This is a genomic window from Thiohalobacter thiocyanaticus (assembly GCF_003932505.1).
Classification (GTDB): Bacteria; Pseudomonadota; Gammaproteobacteria; order Thiohalobacterales; family Thiohalobacteraceae; genus Thiohalobacter; species Thiohalobacter thiocyanaticus.
On record NZ_QZMU01000001.1, the window covers coordinates 1,367,439 to 1,384,727 of the forward strand.

12 protein-coding genes are annotated in these 17,289 nt (G+C 64.4%); 5 read left to right on the forward strand and 7 right to left on the reverse strand.

Going from position 1 to position 17,289, the window contains the following annotated elements:
- Positions 1 to 18: 18 nt before the first annotated feature.
- Positions 19 to 2,928: a bifunctional [glutamate--ammonia ligase]-adenylyl-L-tyrosine phosphorylase/[glutamate--ammonia-ligase] adenylyltransferase gene (gene glnE / locus D6C00_RS06430; protein ID WP_125180961.1), complete on the reverse strand. Its 2,910-nt coding sequence runs from the start codon at positions 2,926 to 2,928 to the stop codon at positions 19 to 21.
- A gap of 294 nt (positions 2,929 to 3,222) precedes the next feature.
- On the opposite strand from glnE, the gene D6C00_RS06435 reads away from it, so the two are divergent.
- The 3 genes from D6C00_RS06435 to D6C00_RS06445 all read left to right on the forward strand — a co-directional run bounded on the left by D6C00_RS06435 (position 3,223) and on the right by D6C00_RS06445 (position 6,087).
- Positions 3,223 to 4,401 carry a PilT/PilU family type 4a pilus ATPase gene (locus D6C00_RS06435; protein WP_125180962.1) on the forward strand — a complete coding sequence of 393 codons (1,179 nt, stop codon included), beginning with the start codon at positions 3,223 to 3,225 and terminating at the stop codon, positions 4,399 to 4,401.
- 352 nt (positions 4,402 to 4,753) lie between these two features.
- Positions 4,754 to 5,317, forward strand: a complete 564-nt coding sequence (locus tag D6C00_RS06440) for an RNA polymerase sigma factor (RefSeq protein WP_125180963.1) — start codon at positions 4,754 to 4,756, stop codon at positions 5,315 to 5,317.
- The gene (locus D6C00_RS06445; RefSeq protein WP_125180964.1) at positions 5,317 to 6,087 is read left to right on the forward strand and encodes a hypothetical protein; all 771 of its coding nucleotides are present in this window, start codon (positions 5,317 to 5,319) and stop codon (positions 6,085 to 6,087) included. The genes D6C00_RS06440 and D6C00_RS06445 overlap by 1 nt, the downstream gene beginning before the upstream one ends.
- Before the next feature lie 362 nt (positions 6,088 to 6,449).
- On the opposite strand, the gene groL is transcribed toward D6C00_RS06445, so the two are convergent.
- The 3 genes from groL to D6C00_RS06460 form a co-directional block, all read right to left on the reverse strand.
- On the reverse strand, positions 6,450 to 8,099 hold the full coding sequence (groL, locus tag D6C00_RS06450) for a chaperonin GroEL (protein ID WP_125180965.1): 1,650 nt from the start codon (positions 8,097 to 8,099) through the stop codon (positions 6,450 to 6,452).
- Positions 8,100 to 8,155: 56 nt separating this feature from the next.
- The gene (groES, locus tag D6C00_RS06455; protein ID WP_125180966.1) at positions 8,156 to 8,446 is read right to left on the reverse strand and encodes a co-chaperone GroES; all 291 of its coding nucleotides are present in this window, start codon (positions 8,444 to 8,446) and stop codon (positions 8,156 to 8,158) included.
- A gap of 287 nt (positions 8,447 to 8,733) precedes the next feature.
- On the reverse strand, positions 8,734 to 9,204 hold the full coding sequence (locus D6C00_RS06460) for an FxsA family protein (RefSeq protein ID WP_125180967.1): 471 nt from the start codon (positions 9,202 to 9,204) through the stop codon (positions 8,734 to 8,736).
- 318 nt (positions 9,205 to 9,522) lie between these two features.
- On the opposite strand from D6C00_RS06460, the gene cutA reads away from it, so the two are divergent.
- Both cutA and dsbD read left to right on the forward strand, forming a co-directional pair.
- Positions 9,523 to 9,846, forward strand: a complete 324-nt coding sequence (gene cutA, locus D6C00_RS06465) for a divalent-cation tolerance protein CutA (RefSeq protein WP_125180968.1) — start codon at positions 9,523 to 9,525, stop codon at positions 9,844 to 9,846.
- Positions 9,843 to 12,119 (forward strand): protein-disulfide reductase DsbD, encoded by a 2,277-nt coding sequence (dsbD, locus tag D6C00_RS06470; RefSeq protein WP_125180969.1) that lies wholly within the window; start codon positions 9,843 to 9,845, stop codon positions 12,117 to 12,119. The genes cutA and dsbD overlap by 4 nt, the downstream gene beginning before the upstream one ends.
- Before the next feature lie 358 nt (positions 12,120 to 12,477).
- Here the strand turns inward: dsbD and D6C00_RS06475 are convergent, their stop codons facing one another.
- The 3 genes from D6C00_RS06475 to prsK all read right to left on the reverse strand — a co-directional run bounded on the left by D6C00_RS06475 (position 12,478) and on the right by prsK (position 16,668).
- Entirely contained in the window at positions 12,478 to 12,768 is a 291-nt protein-coding gene (locus tag D6C00_RS06475; protein ID WP_125180970.1) for a GIY-YIG nuclease family protein, read from the reverse strand.
- A gap of 298 nt (positions 12,769 to 13,066) precedes the next feature.
- Positions 13,067 to 14,425: a PEP-CTERM-box response regulator transcription factor gene (gene prsR, locus D6C00_RS06490; protein WP_125180973.1), complete on the reverse strand. Its 1,359-nt coding sequence runs from the start codon at positions 14,423 to 14,425 to the stop codon at positions 13,067 to 13,069.
- A gap of 143 nt (positions 14,426 to 14,568) precedes the next feature.
- On the reverse strand, positions 14,569 to 16,668 hold the full coding sequence (gene prsK, locus D6C00_RS06495; protein WP_125180974.1) for an XrtA/PEP-CTERM system histidine kinase PrsK: 2,100 nt from the start codon (positions 16,666 to 16,668) through the stop codon (positions 14,569 to 14,571).
- Between the last annotated feature and the right edge of the window lie 621 nt (positions 16,669 to 17,289).

Here is a 17,289-nt window from a genome sequence, read left to right on the forward strand (position 1 = left end):
GACAGCTGCACAACCCGGCTACGAATCCCCGCCTTCGAATATCCGCTTCCAGATCCCCAGCACCGCCGCCCGGGTCTGGATGAATTCACCCTGGTAGACCAGGGCCGGGACCTCCTGCAGGGTCAGGTTGTGCACCCGCTTGCGGTAGGCGCGGTAGGCATTGCCGAGCACCCGGACATCGTCCTCCGGCATCAGGCCGGCCCCGGCCAGCCCTTCCAGCAGCCGGATGTTGTCGCTGTATCTTACCAGATCGGGAAACTCGTGCGCCCAGCGCAGCACCCCGTACTGAACGATGAATTCGATATCGGCGATGCCGCCGGGGCCCTGCTTGAGGTCGAAGCGGCCCGACTCGCTGCGGGCCAGCTCGGTGCGCATGCGGCTGCGCATGTCGCGCACCTCCCGGCGCAGGCGCTCCGGGTCGCGCTGGCGGCACAGCACCTCGCGGCGCACGGCTTCGAAGGCGGCCAGGGTGTCGGGATCACCCGCCACGCCGCGGGCGCGCACCAGGGCCTGATGCTCCCAGGTCCAGGCCTCCTCGTGCTGGTAGGCGGCGAAGGCGGCCATGTCGGTGACCAGCAGCCCGGAGGCGCCGCTGGGGCGCAGCCGCATGTCCACCTCGTAGAGCACGCCGGCCGGCGTCAGGGTGTTGAGCAGGTGGATGATGCGCTGGCCCAGGCGGGCGAAGAAGACGGCGTTGTCCAGCGGCTTCGGCCCCTCGGTGCGGGCCTCCTCGCCCTCGCCGTCGTTGAGAAACACCAGGTCCAGATCCGAGCCGTAGCCCAGTTCGATGCCGCCCAGCTTGCCGTAGCCGATGATGGCGAAGCCGGCCTCGCGGCGCGCCTTGCCGGTGCCGCAGCGCGGCACACCGTGGCGGGCGACCAGGTGGTGCCAGGTGATGGTCAGCACCTTCTGCAGCACCAGCTCGGCGATGGCGGTGAGGTAGTCGCTGACCACCATCAGGGGCGTGGCGCCGGCGACGTCGGCCGCCGCGACCCGCAGCACCGCCATCTGTTTGAAGTGACGCAGGGCATCCATCTGCGTCTCCAGATCGTCTGGGGCGATGTCCTCGAAGCGCCGGTCAAGCATCGCCTCCAGCTGCTTCCGGCTGGGCGGGGTGTAGAGGGTGCGCGGATCCAGCAGTTCGTCGAGCAGGATGGGATGGCGGGTCAGTTCGGCGGCGATCCAGGGGCTGGCGTCGCACAGCTGGACCAGCTGCGACAGGGCCATGGGGTTTTCCACCAGCAGGGCCAGGTAGGCACTGCGCCCGCTGATGGTCTCCAGCAGCCGCACCAGCCGGGCCAGGGTCTCGTTGGGATCGCGCGCCTCGCCGATGGCGGCCAGCAGCAGCGGCATCAGCCGGTCCAGCCGCTCGCGGCCGCGCTTACCCATGGCGCGGCTCTCCAGACTGTGGTGCAGCTGGTCCAGCAGCCGGTGGGCCTCGTCGGGCTGCTCGAAGCCGATCTCATCCAGCAGGGCCAGGGCGGCCTCGTCGTCGAGCTGCCCCTGCCACAGGGCCCCCAGGGCCTCGGTCTCGCGGTCGCCCTCCTCCTCCCGGGTATGGGGCGAGCCGAACACCTGCTGGAACTGCTCCTCGACGAAGCGGCGATGCCGGTCGAGCTGCTTGAGCAACGCCGCCCAGTCGGGGAACCCCATGGCCAGGGCCAGCCGGGCCCGGCCCGCTTCGTCGGTGGGCAGCTCGTGGGTCTGTTCGTCGGCGAAGGCCTGCACCCGGTTCTCCACCCGGCGCAGGAAGCGATAGGCCTCGATCAGCCGCTCGACGGCGTATCGCGGCAGCAGGTCCAGGTACGCCAGGTTGCCCAGCACGGCCTGAACCTGACGCAGCCGCAGCCGCGGCTCCTGACCGCCGCGGATCAGCTGGAAGGCCTGGCCGATGAACTCCACCTCGCGGATGCCGCCCGGACCCAGTTTGATGTTGTCCTCCATGCCGCGGCGCTGGACCTGACGGATGATCATGGTCTTCATCTCGCGCAGTTGCTCGAAGGCGCCGTAGTCGAGATAGCGCCGGTAGATGAAGGGCCGCAGCAGCTCCATCAGCTCGGTACACTGCGCCGGGTCGCCGGCCACCGGCCAGGCCTTGATCAGGGCATAGCGCTCCCATTCCCGGCCCTGGGACTGGTAGTACTCCTCCAGCATGTCAAAATCCATTACCAGCGGACCGCTGTCGCCATAGGGCCGCAGCCGCATGTCCACGCGGTAGACGAAGCCCTCGCCGGTCTGGCGGTTCAGGACCTCGATGAGCTGCTGACCCAGACGGGTGAAGAACTCCTCGTAACTGAGCCCGTCGCGTTTGCCCAGCCGGCCGGGTTCGGGGTAGGCGAAGATCAGGTCGATGTCGGAAGAGAAGTTGAGTTCACCGGCCCCCAGCTTGCCCATGCCCAGCACCACCAGGGACTGGGGCCGGCCGGCGCTGTCCTTCGGGGTGCCGAGCTCCCGGCACAGCCAGGCGTGGAGCCGGTCCAGCGCCACCTGCAGGCAGGCGGTGGCCAGCTCGGTCAGCTCGCGCAGCACCTCGTCGAGCCCGGCCCACCCGGCCAGGTCGCGCCAGGCGATGCGCACCATCTCCCGGCGCCGGAAGCGGCGCAGGGCCTCGCCCAGATCGAAGGCGTTGAGCACCTCGGCCACCGCCGCCCCGGCCCGGGCCCGCAGCTCGCCGTGAGCCGTGTCGGCGAGCAGTTCACCGGACTCCAGCAATTCTGCCAGCAGCTCCGGCTCCCGTTCACAGCTCTGCGCCACGAACTCGCTCGCCGCCCAGACCCGGGCCAGGGGACGCAGGAAATCCGGGTGCCCGGGGATGCGCGCGCCCGCTTCCGCGGCCTGCTCGCGGTAACGCTCCCAGGCCCGCTGGACGTCCTCGCGCAGGGTTTCGGGCAGCCCGGCGGCGATATCCTCAAATGTGACGGGGTTCACACGGGTTCCTTAATGTCGTGTTTTCTCGCGTGTTTGCGCTCTATTCTGAACCTGCCGGCGCAGTTAGGCCAGTCACCGCCGTCTCAAGCCGCTCCGCCCCGGGCCGACACAGTAGGGAGTCTCAATCTGTATGAGGCCAGGGCTGAATGGCACTTACTTTAGCCTCGTCATCCCCGCGAAGGCGGGGATCCAGGGTTTGTTTGCTCTGTCAGGCACTGGATTCCCGCCTTCGCGGGAATGACGGCCAGGAGGAAACGACTGCCATATGTATCGCACAACCCGGGGTGAATAAGAATGGAATTCAAGGATTATCTCAAGATCATGGTCATGAAGGACGCCTCCGACCTGTACCTGAGCACGGGGGCGCCGCCCTGCGCCAAGTTCCAGGGCCAGCTCAAGGTGGTGGAGAAGGCCACCATGACGCCGGAGCGTATCCGGGAGATCGCCTATTCCCTGATGAGCGAGACCCAGCAGAAGGACTTCGAGAAGAAGCCGGAAATGAACCTGGCCGTCTCTGAGCACAATGTCGGCCGCTTCCGCGTCAACATCTTCAAGCAGCGCAACAGCATCGGCATGGTGGTGCGCAATATCAAGACCGAGATCCCGGCCTGGCAGGACCTGGGCCTGCCCAGCATCCTCACCGACGTGATGATGAGCCGGCGCGGCCTGGTGCTGTTCGTGGGCGCGACCGGTTCGGGCAAATCCACTTCGCTGGCCTCGTTGATCGACTATCGCAACACCAACGCCACCGGCCACATCATCACCATCGAGGATCCGATCGAGTTCATTCACTCGCACAAGAAATCCATCGTCAACCAGCGCGAGGTCGGGCTGGACACCGATTCCTACGAGGACGCGCTGGCCAACACATTGCGTCAGGCGCCGGACGTGATCCTGATCGGCGAGATCCGCCATCGCGAGACCATGGAGCACGCCATCGCCTTCGCCGAGACCGGCCACCTGTGCCTGTCCACCCTGCACGCCAACAACGCCAACCAGGCGCTGGACCGCATCATCAACTTCTTCCCCGAGGAGAAACGTGACCAGTTGCTGCTGGACCTGTCACTGAATCTGCGCGCCTTCATCTCCCAGCGCCTGGTCCAGACCACCGACGGCCAGCGCACCGCGGCCATCGAGATCCTGCTCGGCACACCGCTGGTCAAGGACCTGGTGCGCCGCGGCGACGTGCACGAGATCAAGGAGGTGATGGAGAAGTCCGAGAACCTGGGCATGCAGACCTTCGACATGGCGCTCTACAACCTCTACATGGAAGGCCGCATCAGCCTGGAAGAGGCGCTGCGCAACGCCGACTCGCCCAACAACCTGCGCCTGCGCATCAATCTCACGGCAGAGGACGCCGAGCAGGCACTGGCCGAGAAGAGCGACTCCTTCAGCCTGGAGGAGGACGACACCCCGAGCAGCAACATCGCCACTGCCGGCGGCGGGCTGGGGCTGAAGCTGGCGGATGATTAAAAAAGCCCCGGCCTGGATGGCCGGGGCAAGCCTCACAGGGGTGGAGGAGTACGTGTTCGGAGAGAAAACATAGCCTTGAGTGGAGGGAGACAATGTCAACCGAACGGCCCCTGTACACCCTCCTAGACGCTGCCCCCATTAGATTTATTCCTACCTTCCATTTCCGCAGTTCACGACAGGCCCCGCCGCGGGCCGAACGCCACCGCAGCCCGGACGGCACCGGGCTGTAATTTATGGAATAATCCCTCGCGAACGGGCGTCTTTACTGGCAGGTTCTGACACAACAGCCGTCCCCACAAGCAGGGACGGGGCGCAGCCGGCAGCAGCACCGCCGGGGGCTAGAGGAGAGACAATGAAACTGGTCAAGCTTTTCGGCCGGAACCAGGCGTTTCGCCAACGCCTGGAGGGTAACCGGGATCGGCTCTTTCGCATCGCCTATTCCTGGTGCCACGAACCGGCGCTGGCGGACGATCTGGTACAGGAGACCATGGAAAAGGCCCTGAAGAAGTCGAATCAGCTGCGCGAACTGGAGGCGCTGGACACCTGGCTGTTCAGCATCCTCAACAACGCCTGGCGTGATCACTTCCGGCGCAGCCGCGACACGGTGGATATCGACGATATCCCCTTCGTCAGCGATTCCTCGCCGGAGGAAGAGGGCCACACCCATCAGGTGGTCACCGAGGTACGCGGTGCGATCGCCACCCTGCCCATGGGGCAGCGGCAGGTGCTGACCCTGGTGGATCTGGAGGGCTGCTCCTATATCGAAGTGGCCAATATTCTCGGGGTACCGGTGGGCACGGTCATGAGCCGGCTGTGCCGGGCACGCCGGGCACTCAAGGACCGACTGCTGGAAACGGATCTGATGCGCGACGCCGAAACAGATGAGACCCCGACCCGTATCAGGAGGATCAAGTAATGTCGTCCGATGACAAGCTCATCTCCGACGAGCATCTCAACGCCTTCATCGACAATCAGCTCGACGCCGATGAAAAGAGCCGCATCCTGGCGAGCATCAAGTCGGACAACGAGCTGAGCCACCGCGCCTGCGAGCTCAAGCGGCTGCGCGAGCTGGTCCAGCATGCCTATGAGCTGCCCTCGGTCCGACCCGAGCACGCCAGGCCCTCGCGTGCCATGCGCGGCTCGCTGCAGGCCACTGCCGCCGCCGCCCTGCTGGCCGTCGGCGGGGTGATCGGCTGGATCACGCACGGTCAGCAGTATCCCGCGACCAATTCCCTGGACGTCAAGGCCATGTATCTCGACGAGGAAAAGGCCTTCCAGACCGCCCGGGTCGATGACGCCCCGACCATCCAGGGCGGACGCAAGATCCTGCTGCACATCAGCACCGACGACCCGCAGAAGCTGGAGGATGCGCTGAATACCACCGAGCGCCTGCTCCAGACCTATCGCGCGCGCCATGTGCCGGTGGAACTGGAACTGGTGGCCAATGCCGGCGGCCTGAACCTGCTGCGGGCCGACATCTCGCCTTTCGCCGACCGCATCGAGGATCTGCAGTTCAGGTACGAGGAACTGACCTTCTTCGCCTGCCAGACCGCCATCAATCAGATGCTGGAACGCGAACACCGCAACCAGGTCCCGCCCCTGCTGCCGCAGGCCCTGACCACCCCGAATGCGCTGGACCAGATTCTGACCCGGCTGCAGGAGGGATGGGTATATATCAGTGTGTAAGCGCACCGCTTCCGCGGATGGAAAAACGGGCCTTCGCGGCCCGTTTTTTTATGGTGGGACGTCATCCCCGCGCAGGCGGGGATGACGGAAATCAGAACCCAGGTCGGGATAAGCGCCGCGTTCCCGGCAACTGCGCGGACAGCTGCCGGAAACGGGCCTGCGCCCCTTATTCCGGCTTACGGACTGTCATTGCGAGCCTGGCGAAGCAATCTCGTACAGCAGAATCAGTCGGTTAGAGATTGCCGCGTCGCTACGCTCCTCGCAATGACGGATAAATCAGAGGTTCCCTGGCACCTATTCATAAAAAAACCCCGCCACAAGGGCGGGGTTCTCCGTTTCTGGCGACAGCAGAACGGCCGGGCTTACATCATGCCCATACCGCCCATGCCACCCATGCCACCCATGTCGGGGGCACCGGCGCCTTCGCCTTCCTCGGACGGCACGTCAGCCACCATGCACTCGGTGGTGATCATCAGCCCGGAGACGGAAGCGGCGTTCTGCAGCGCGGTACGGGTCACCTTGGTGGGATCCAGGATGCCCATCTCGATCATGTCGCCGTACTCGCCGGTGGCGGCGTTGTAGCCGTAGTTGCCTTTGCCTTCCTCGACCTTGGCCAGGATGACGGAGGGCTCCTCACCGGTGTTGCCGACGATCTGGCGCAGCGGCTCTTCCATCGCCCGGCGGGCGATGTTGATGCCGACGTCCTGATCGTGGTTGTCGCCGGTCAGCTTCTCGATGCCGGCACGGGCGCGGATGAGCGCCACACCGCCACCGGGCACCACGCCTTCCTCGACCGCGGCGCGGGTGGCGTGCAGGGCGTCTTCGACGCGCGCCTTCTTCTCCTTCATTTCCATCTCGGTAGCCGCACCGACCTTGATCACGGCCACACCGCCGGCCAGCTTGGCCACGCGCTCCTGCAGCTTCTCGCGATCGTAATCGGAGGTGGCTTCCTCGATCTGGGCGCGGATCTGGCTCACACGGGCCTCGATGTCTTCCTTCTTGCCGACGCCATCGATGATGGTGGTGTTTTCCTTGGTGACCTGCACCTTCTTGGCGTTGCCCAGGTCATCCAGGGTGGCCTTCTCCAGGCTCATGCCGGTCTCTTCGGAGATCACGGTACCGCCGGTCAGGATGGCGACATCCTGCAGCATGGCCTTGCGGCGGTCGCCGAAACCGGGGGCCTTGACGGCGCAGACCTTGACGATACCGCGGATGCTGTTGACCACCAGGGTGGCCAGTGCCTCGCCCTCGATGTCCTCGGCAATGATCATCAGCGGTTTGCCGGCCTTGGCCACGCCTTCCAGCACCGGCAGCAGCTCGCGGATGTTGGAGATCTTCTTGTCGTGGATCAGGATGTAGGGGTCATCCAGCTCGGCGCTCATGCTCTGCTGGTTGTTGACGAAGTAGGGCGAGAGGTAGCCGCGATCGAACTGCATGCCTTCGACCACGTCCAGCTCGTTGTACAGGGAAGTGCCTTCCTCGACGGTGATGACCCCTTCCTTGCCTACCTTCTCCATGGCATCGGCGATGGTCTTGCCGATGGACTCGTCGGAGTTGGCGGAGATGGTGCCGACCTGGGCGATGGCCTTGGTGTCGGAGCAGGGGTTGGAGAGCTTCTTCAGCTCCTCGGTGGCCGCGATCACGGCCTTGTCGATGCCGCGCTTGAGATCCATCGGGTTCATGCCGGCGGCGACGGCCTTCATGCCTTCCTTGAAGATGCTCTGGGCCAGCACGGTCGCGGTGGTGGTACCGTCACCGGCCACGTCGGAGGTCTGGGAGGCGACCTCCTTGACCATCTGGGCGCCCATGTTCTCGAACTTGTCCTTCAGCTCGATCTCCTTGGCGACGGAGACGCCGTCCTTGGTCACGGTCGGAGCGCCGAAGGCCTTCTCCAGCACCACGTTGCGGCCCTTCGGGCCCAGGGTGACCTTGACCGCGTTGGCCAGGATGTTGATGCCCTTGACCATGCGCTGACGCGCATCATCACTGAATCTGACTTCTTTTGCTGACATGTTCTGTTTCCTCTCCTGAGACGAATTCTGTTACGACGTCTGGTGACAGTCCGGGCTCAGCCCTCGATGACGGCCATCACGTCCTCTTCACGCATGACCAGCAGGTCCTGGTCCTCGACCTTGACCTCGGTACCCGAGTATTTGCCGAACAGGACCTTGTCGCCGACCTTGATGTCGAGCGGACGCAGTTCCCCGTTCTCCATGATCTTGCCGTTACCCACGGCCATGACCTCACCGCGGATGGGTTTCTCAGCTGCCGTGTCCGGGATCACGATGCCACCGGCGGTGGTGCGTTCTTCTTCCATACGTTTGATGATCACGCGATCATGCAACGGACGAATATTCATCTGGCACTCTCCTTAAAAACCAATCTTGGTCACTGGGTTGTGAGTGTTAGCACTCGTTTGTAGTGAGTGCTAATAATAGCGGCGAGTATGGCAGATTCAAGGGGCAGGCGAATTAAATTTATTATTCCATCAATAAAGTTGAGTTATTAATGTAGAACGGACCTGCCCGCGAACCAGTCACTTTAGTCCCGTCATCCCCGCGAAGGCGGGGATCCAGGGATCGCCGCGGCTACTGGATTCCCGCCTTCGCGGGAATGACGGAATTTAGGGTGACAGACTCGCATTTCTTATTCTATTGATTTATCGTCTTTTTCCTTGGTGTATTCACCTTCCAGCGTCACCGGCCCCTTGGGCTGGCCGCCGGCCCCGCCGGCACCGGGGCCGCCCGGACCGCCGCCGCCGAGCTGGCGGGCGATCCAGGCCCGGATCAGGGCCTGGCGCAGGGGCGGGATCAGGCCGAGAAAGCCCAGGGCGTCGGTGAAAAAGCCCGGGGTGAGCAGCAGGGCGCCGCTGACCACCAGCACCACGCCTTCCAGCATTTCCACCGCCGGCAGCTCACCGCGGGCCATGGACAGCTGCAGCCGCTGCAGGGTGGAAAAGCCCTGGTGGCGCAGCAGCAGGGCACCCAGCACAGCGGTGAACACCACCATGAAGACGGTCGGCGCGGCGCCGATCCAGCCGCCGACCTTGATCAGGAAATAGATCTCGACCAGGGGGACAGCGAGAAACAGCAGGAGCAGGACAGCAAAGGGGTTCATCCCGGCAACCTTAACGGATGGCCCGGGGGGCGGCAACATCCGTATTCGCTCGCTCCAGAAAGTAGGGGACAGCACCGAAAGGTGTTTTCCCAAGCCAAACAACACTCGTCATTGCGAGGAACGAAAGTGACGCGGCAATCTCCAACCAATTGATTCCGCAGTATGAGATTGCCACGCTTCGCTCGCAATGACGTCCAGGCAAGTGTCATTCGGGACAGACCCCGTGTCCTCACTCCTCCCAATGAAATAACCCCCCGCCCTGGACCGTCCCGGTAAACAAGGGTTTCCCTCAACCACCGACTTGGTTATCTTGCCGCCATGACCGAAAAATATTGCATCGTACTGGTGACCGCGCCGGAAACCGACGCCCGCAGCGTCGCCCGGGCCCTGGTGCAACAGGACCTGGCGGCCTGCGTGAACATCCTGCCCAACCTGACCTCGGTCTACCGCTGGCAGGGCGAGGTGGAGGAAGACATCGAACAGTTGCTGGTCATAAAGACCCGGCGCGATGCCCTGGAGGCCCTCAAGGCGGCCGTGGTCGAGGTCCATCCCTATGAACTTCCTGAAATCATCGCAGTCCCAATCGTGGACGGCCTGAAAGGCTACCTGGACTGGATCGACGAGAGCGTACTGCTTCAATGACCAAATTCCTGCACCCGGGCGCGCTGCTGCTCGCCCTGCTCCTGCCCTTTGCTGCGCACGCCTTCTGGGGCGATGACGAACTGCTCCCGGCCGACGAGGCCTTCGCCATTCAGGCCGAGATGGTCGGCCAGGACCGGGTGCGGGTAACGTGGGACATCGCCGACGATTTCTACATGTACCGCAGCCGGGTGCAGCTGCATTCGGACACCGACGGTGTCACGCTCGGCGACCCCGACTTCCCTCAGGGCAAACTCAAGCAGGATGAGACCTTCGGCGAGGTGGAGGTCTATTTCGACCGGCTCAGCGTCACCGCCCCGGTCGAGCGCGGCGCCGGCGCCCCGGAGGAATTCGTGCTGCGCGCCGTCTCCCAGGGCTGCATGGACTCGCGCGGTATCTGCTACACCCCGCACACCCAGAAGCTGACCCTGGCCCTGCCCGCCGCGGCGGACAGCGCCCCGGGCGATGCCGCCCCGCCCACCGGCGAGCAGAGCTTCGGCGGCGGCGGTTTCGGCATGGAGAGCGACCTGCTGGACGTGGACGAGGCCTTCCGGCTGGAAACCGAGGTCATCGACGGCAACACCCTGCAGGTACACTGGGAGATCGCCCCCGGTTATTACCTCTATCGCGACAGGTTCAGTTTCGAACGGCTCGACGGCGAGGGCGTGGCGCTGGGCGAGGCCGATTTCCCCGCCGGCGAGATGAAGGATGACGAAAACTTCGGCCGGGTGGAGGTCTATCACGACGGCGTGACCGCCACCGTCCCGCTGGAACGCACCGGCTCCGAGCCGACCGCCATCCGCCTGGCCGTCGGCTACCAGGGCTGCGCCGAGGGCCGGATCTGCTACACGCCGCAGACCCGGGAACTCGACCTCGATCTGCCCGCGGCCGCGGCCACTGTCGCGCAACTGTCCGCGGATGATGCCGCCGGGAACGGCGGGGATGACGCCGCCCCCGTCACCGAGCAGGACCGCATCGCCGCCAGCCTGGCCAGCGGCAATACCCTGCTGGTGATCCTCACCTTCTTCGGCTTCGGCCTGCTGCTGGCCTTCACGCCCTGCGTGTTCCCGATGATCCCCATCCTGTCCTCGATCATCGTCGGCCAGGGCGAAGACATCACCACGCGGCGCGCCTTCGTGTTGTCACTGGTCTATGTGCTGGCCATGGCCCTGACCTACACGGTCGCCGGCGTGATCGCGGGCCTGACCGGCGAGAACCTGCAGGCCGCCTTCCAGAACCCCTGGATCCTGGGCAGCTTCGCGGTCATCTTCGTGGCCCTGTCGCTGTCCATGTTCGGCTTCTACGAGCTGCAGATCCCCAATTCCCTGCAGAGCAAGCTCAACGAGCTGAGCAACCGCCAGCAGGGCGGCACCCTCACCGGCGTGGCCATCATGGGCTTTCTCTCGGCGCTGATCGTTGGCCCCTGCGTGGCCGCGCCCCTGGCCGGCGCGCTGATCTACATCGGCCAGACCGGCGACCCCTGGCTGGGCGGCGCGGCCCTGTTCGCTCTCAGCATGGGCATGGGCGCACCGCTGCTGGCCATCGGCACCGGCGCGGGCAAGGTGCTGCCGCGCGCCGGCGACTGGATGAACGCCATCAAGGCCACCTTCGGCGTGCTGCTGCTGGCCGTGGCCATCTGGATGCTGGAGCGCATCATCCCCACCGCCGCCGCCATGCTGCTGTGGGCCGGCCTGTTCATCATCAGCGCCATCTACATGGGCGCCACCGACCGGCTGGACGTGGACGCCAGCGGCTGGCAGAAACTGCTCAAGGGTATGGGCGTACTGCTGCTGGCCTACGGCGTGATCCTGCTCATCGGCGTGGCCGCCGGCGGCCGCGATACCCTGCAGCCGCTGCGCGGGGTGGCCCTGACCGGCGGCGGTACCACCGCCCAGGCCCAGGTCCAGGGCATCGAGTTCAAAACCATCAAGAGCCTGGACGACCTGCAGCGCGAGGTTGCCGCCGCCTCGAATCAGGGTAAGAGCGTGCTGCTGGATTTCTATGCCGACTGGTGCACCGACTGCCACCGCATGGAGAAGAACACCTTCAGCGACCCGCAGGTACAGCAGACGCTGGCCAATACCGTCACGCTCAAGGCCGACGTCACCGCCAACGACGAGATCGACAAGGAACTGCTCAAGCACTTCCGCATCCCCGGTCCGCCCAGCCTCATCCTCTATGACCGCAACGGCGAGGAACTGCGCCGCTACCGCATCATGGGCTACATGGGGCCGGAGGAGTTTGCCGCGCATGTGGGGGCGGCGTTCGGGTCGTGAAGCGTGAGGCGCGTCATTCCTCCTCCGTCATCTCCGTTCTTCTCCGTCATCCCCGTTCTTCTCCGTCATCCCCGTTCTTCTCCGTCATCCCCGTTCTTCTCCGTCATCCCCGCGCAGGCGGGGATCCAGACTCCGCGGCCCCATGGATTCCCGCCTGCGCGGGAATGACGGGTGGCGGGAATGACGGGTGGCGGGAATGACGGGTGGCGGGAATGACGGGTGGCGGGAATGACGGGTGGCGGGAATGACGGGTGGCGGGAATGACGGGTGGCGGGAATGACGGGGTGGTGGAAATGACTGAATAGCAGGGGTGACGGAGTAGCCGCCGTTGCGGACAGCATCACTGATCACTGTGTAATCACAGCAGGTCTGAATACAGATCTCTCCACTGAGGATTCATTTCCTCAATCATCCTGAGTTTCCAGACACGCCGCCATTTCTTTATTGCCTTCTCCCGGCGAATCGCCGCATCCATGCTTTCATGCGGTTCATACCAGACAAGCATGTCGACGCCATACATGCAGGTAAAACCTTCAACCACGTGATTACGGTGTTCCCAAACGCGCTTGACCAGGTCGGAAGTCACACCTGTGTACAGAGTTCCATTTCTTCTGCTGGCCAGGATATATACGCAGGGCTGCCTTTTCATTATCCAACCTCCATGTCGGATAACAATCACTGAGAAGCAAGGTGAGTGGCTCTATTCTCCCGTCATCCCCGCGCAGGCGGGAGTCCAGTGGCCGCGACGGTGTCTGGATCCCCGCCTGCGCGGGGATGACGGAGGAGGGCGGGGATGACGGAGGAGGACGGGGTGACGGAGGAGGAAAGTCACGCATCACGCATCACGCATCACGCCTCATGTCTCACGTCTCACGTCTCACGTCTCACGCCTCACGCCTCACGTCTCACGCCTCACGTCTCACGTCTCACGTCTCACGCCTCACGCCTCACGTCTTCAACCCATACTTCTTCAACAGGTCATACATGGTCGGCCGGCTGACGCCCAATAATTCGGCGGCCTGGGAGATCTTGCCGCCGGAGTGATTCATGGCCCGCAGGATGGCCTGGCGTTCGGCCTGTTCGCGGATCTCGCGCAGGTCGAAACTCTGGGCGTCGTTGGCATTGTCGCCGCCGAGCTCCAGGTCGCGGGCGCTGATCTGCTTGCCCTCGGCCATGATGACGGCGCGTTTGACCCGGTTCTCCAGCTCGCGCACGTTGCCGGGCCAGTGATAGCCCTCGAGTGCTGCGATGGCATCCTTGCTGAAGCTCTTGATCTTGTTGCCGTGCTGTTCGCTGAAGCGTTCAAGGAAGGCACGCGCCAGCAGCAGCACGTCGCCGACCCGCTCGCGCAGGGGCGGTATGCGGATACTGATCTCGCTGATGCGGTAATAGAGATCCTCGCGGAAATCGTCGTCGCGGATCAGTTGCTGCAGGTCCTTGTGGGTGGCGCAGAGCACGCGCACATCGACCGGGATCTCCTTGCGTCCACCGACCCGCTCGATGGTGCGCTCCTGCAGGAAACGCAGCAGCTTGGCCTGCAGCGGCATGGGCAGATCGCCGACCTCGTCCAGGAACAGGGTGCCGCCGTGCGCGGTCTCGATCTTGCCGGGCGTGGTCTTGACGGCGCCGGTGAAGGCCCCCTTCTCGTAGCCGAACAGCTCGCTCTCCAGCAGGTTCTCGGGAATGGCGGCACAGTTGATGGCGATGAAGGGGCCGTCGTTGCGCCGGCTCAGCCCGTGCAGCGAGCGGGCCATCAGCTCCTTGCCGGTGCCGGAATCGCCGAGCACCAGCACAGAGACATCGGCCGGGGCGACCTTCTCCACCGTGCGGCAGACCTCCATCATTTCCTCGCTGCCGGTGAGCACGCCTTCCAGCGGCGACTCCGGCCGGCGGGTATGCAGGCGGGTGTTCTCCTCCTCCAGCTCGTGCAGGCGGTAGGCGCGGTTGACGATGAAACCCAGCAGATCGGAATCGATGGGCTTGTAGAAGAAGTCGTAGGCGCCCAGTCCGACCGCACGCAGGGCGTTTTCGCGTTCATTGTTGCCCGTGACCACGATCACCTTGGTCTCGGGGTAGTCGTTGAGCACCTGCTCCAGGGTGGCGAAGCCCTCGCTGGTCCCGCCGTCGTCCGGCGGCAGCCCCAGATCCAGTGTCATCACGGGAAAGGGATGTTTCCTGAGTTCGGCCAGCGCGGCCTCGCGGTCACCGGCAATGATGACTTCGTAGTCGTCAAAACACCATTTGAGCTGTGTCTGGAGTCCGGGATCGTCTTCAACAACCAGTAGTTTCTTGGATTCGTCCGTCATTCGGCGTCCTGTTATTATCTATTGGGAATCCCTGATCAATTCAGATAGTCCTGTCATTGCGAGCGTAGCGAAGCAATCTCGTAACGCAGAATCAGCCAGTTAGAGATTGCCGCGGCGCTGCGCGCCTCGCAAAGACGGACTAATCAGAGATTGCCTATCAGCTGCAACTCTATCCGATTTCGATTTTCTTCGCTAATCGGCACCCGCATGCGAAACGAGGTGCCCTCGCCCACCCGGCTGATGACCTCCACCTCGCCGCCCAGGTTGCGGATGAAATCGCGTGTCTCGTGCGCCCCCACCCCCATGCCGGCCTGACCCTTGGTGGTCTCGAAGGGCTTGAACAGGCGTTCGCGGATGAAGGCCGCGTCCATGCCCGCACCCGTGTCCTGCACCTCGATCACGGCCATGTCGTTGTGCTTGAACAGGCGCACGATCACCTGTCCCTGGGGCGGAGTGGCATCCTGGGCGTTGCGCACCACATGACCGATCACCGCTGCCAGGCGCTCGCGGTTGGCGCTGATGGACAGTCCGCGCGCCTGACAGTCCACGGACGGTCGGGGGCTGCCCCCCGCCATGGTGCGAGCCACTTCCTCGAGCAGCGGGCACAGATCGACCTGCTCGCGCTGCTGCTCGGCGGCATCGCCGCTGCGCAGGTGCGCCAGCAGGCGGTTCATCTTGCTCACCGAGTTGTCCACCGTCTGGATCGCGTCCTCCATGAAGGCCGGGTTGTGCCTGTGCTTCTCCGCGTTGGTGACCACCAGCGAGAGCTGGCCGATGAGGTTTTTCAGATCGTGGATGACATAGGTGGACAGGCGGTTGTAGGTCTCGAACTGCCGCGCCTCGGCCAGCGCCCTTGATGCCTCGTACTGGGCCAGATGACTGGCGGCCTCGCGGCCGACCGTCTTGAGCAGATCGCAGTCCTCCCAGTTGAACTGGTGCTGGCCGTGCGGCCGCGCCAGCAGAATGAAGCCGAGCAGCTCGTCGTGCAGGATCAGGGGCGTGATCAGCCAGGCCCGTGGGATATCGCAGATCCAGTCGGGCAGCTGCAGATTGGTATAGAAGCCCGGATCCCTGCGGTATTCCTCCAGGTTGATCACCCATTCCTGATCGTCCAGGAAACGCGGCAGCGAATCCGCCGCCTGCACCGGGGGCAGCTCGTCATGCCCGGCGTGCCAGCTGGCGATGGGCCGGAAAGCACCGTCGCGCTTCCACCACAGAATGCCGGCCGGGCTGGAAATGATGTTGGCGATGGCCTGTACCACCCGCGGCTCCAGGGCCTCGTCGGCCTCGCGCTGCGACAGGGTGGCGATGAAGCGCAGCCACTCGTCGCGGTAATCGTACTTGTAATGGAAGAAGTGCTTGTTGATGAAAACCCGCAGGCTGGCGCGCACCGGGCCGGACAGGAACAGCACCGCCAGCACCACGATGGCGCCGAAGAAGAAGATCACCTGCCCGACCGCGCCCCAGCTGCCACCGAAGTTGCGCACATAGTAGCCGCCCACCCCCATGGCCAGCAGATACAGGCCGGCGCCGAGCAGGGCGGCGGTGTGGAAGACGATGCGCCGCGAGACATAGATATCCACCGACCAGCGCGGGTCGCGCAGCACGGCGACGGCCACCACCGGAATGGCGACGGCGTTGATCAGGCCGCGGGCCTGCCACAGGTTGGGGTCGATGCCCTGAAACAGCAGGGCGTTGGAATAGAGGTAGAAATCATAGGCGAACAGTCCTCCGGTACCCAGGCACAGGTACTTGATGCCGCGGCGCGCATCCACCCGGGTGTTGCGGAACAGCTGCTCGACCAGCACCAGGCCGCCGATGGGCACAACCAGATAGCCCGCCAGCAGCCAGTCCATGCCGATCCCTATGTGGAAAACCTCGCCGCCGGCGAAGCGGTAGGTGGTCATGCTGGCCACCAGCAGCAGATAACCGCCGGAGAGCATGGCCAGGCTGCGGAAGCGCCGATGGGCGCGCGCGGCCTCGGGGATGAGCGCGGTCAGCACCCCGCCGAGAAAGATCAGCCAGGCGAAGTCACGCAGCAGTTCGGTGAGCAGGGTGAAATAGAAATGGGTCTGCCCGGCGCTGTGGGCAACGGAGATGCCCATCCACAGGGCACTGGTCGCGGCGGCGAGCATGAGCAGATGCTTGCGCAAGCCGCCCGCCTTGCCGGTGAGCAGCACCAGGGCAAGGACCAGCGCCGCAAGGGTACCGGCGGCATAACTCACCAGACCGACTGTCAGCATCTACCACCCCGAAACAAGACGTACATTCCGACAAGGCGCAGCGGGCCTATGTATCCCTCTGTATCGTTGCGACTGCGCAGAAACTAAAGCAAAACAGGGGTTTATTATTTATGTCTCATTATGCAACATCCGACTATACCCAGTAACCGGGCGGACATGCAATCGGTTGATTTTTTATTTTTAAAACAATGAGTTGAAAATATATGGCAAGGCGAAACCCGGGGCGCCGGGGGCAATGTCGGGCCAGATGGTTTCTGCCTTCCGGCACCGACCTGCGGCTGTACCGGACCAGCGCGGAACCTGGACACCCCGCGGGCACTGGATCCCCGCCTGCGCGGGGATGACGAACCGGGACGCCTGCTGCCACGGCTGGACCCCCGCCTGCGCGGGGATGACGAACCGGGACGCCTGCTGCCACGGCTGGATCCCCGCCTGCCCGGGGATGACGAACCGGGACGCCTGCTGCCACGGCTGGCCCCCCGCCTGCGCGGGGATGACGAACCGGGACGCCTGCTGCCACGGCTGGATCCCCGCCTGCCCGGGGATGACGAACCGGGACGCCTGCTGCCACGGCTGGCCCCCCGCCTGCGCGGGGATGACGAACCGGGCCGCCTGCTGCCA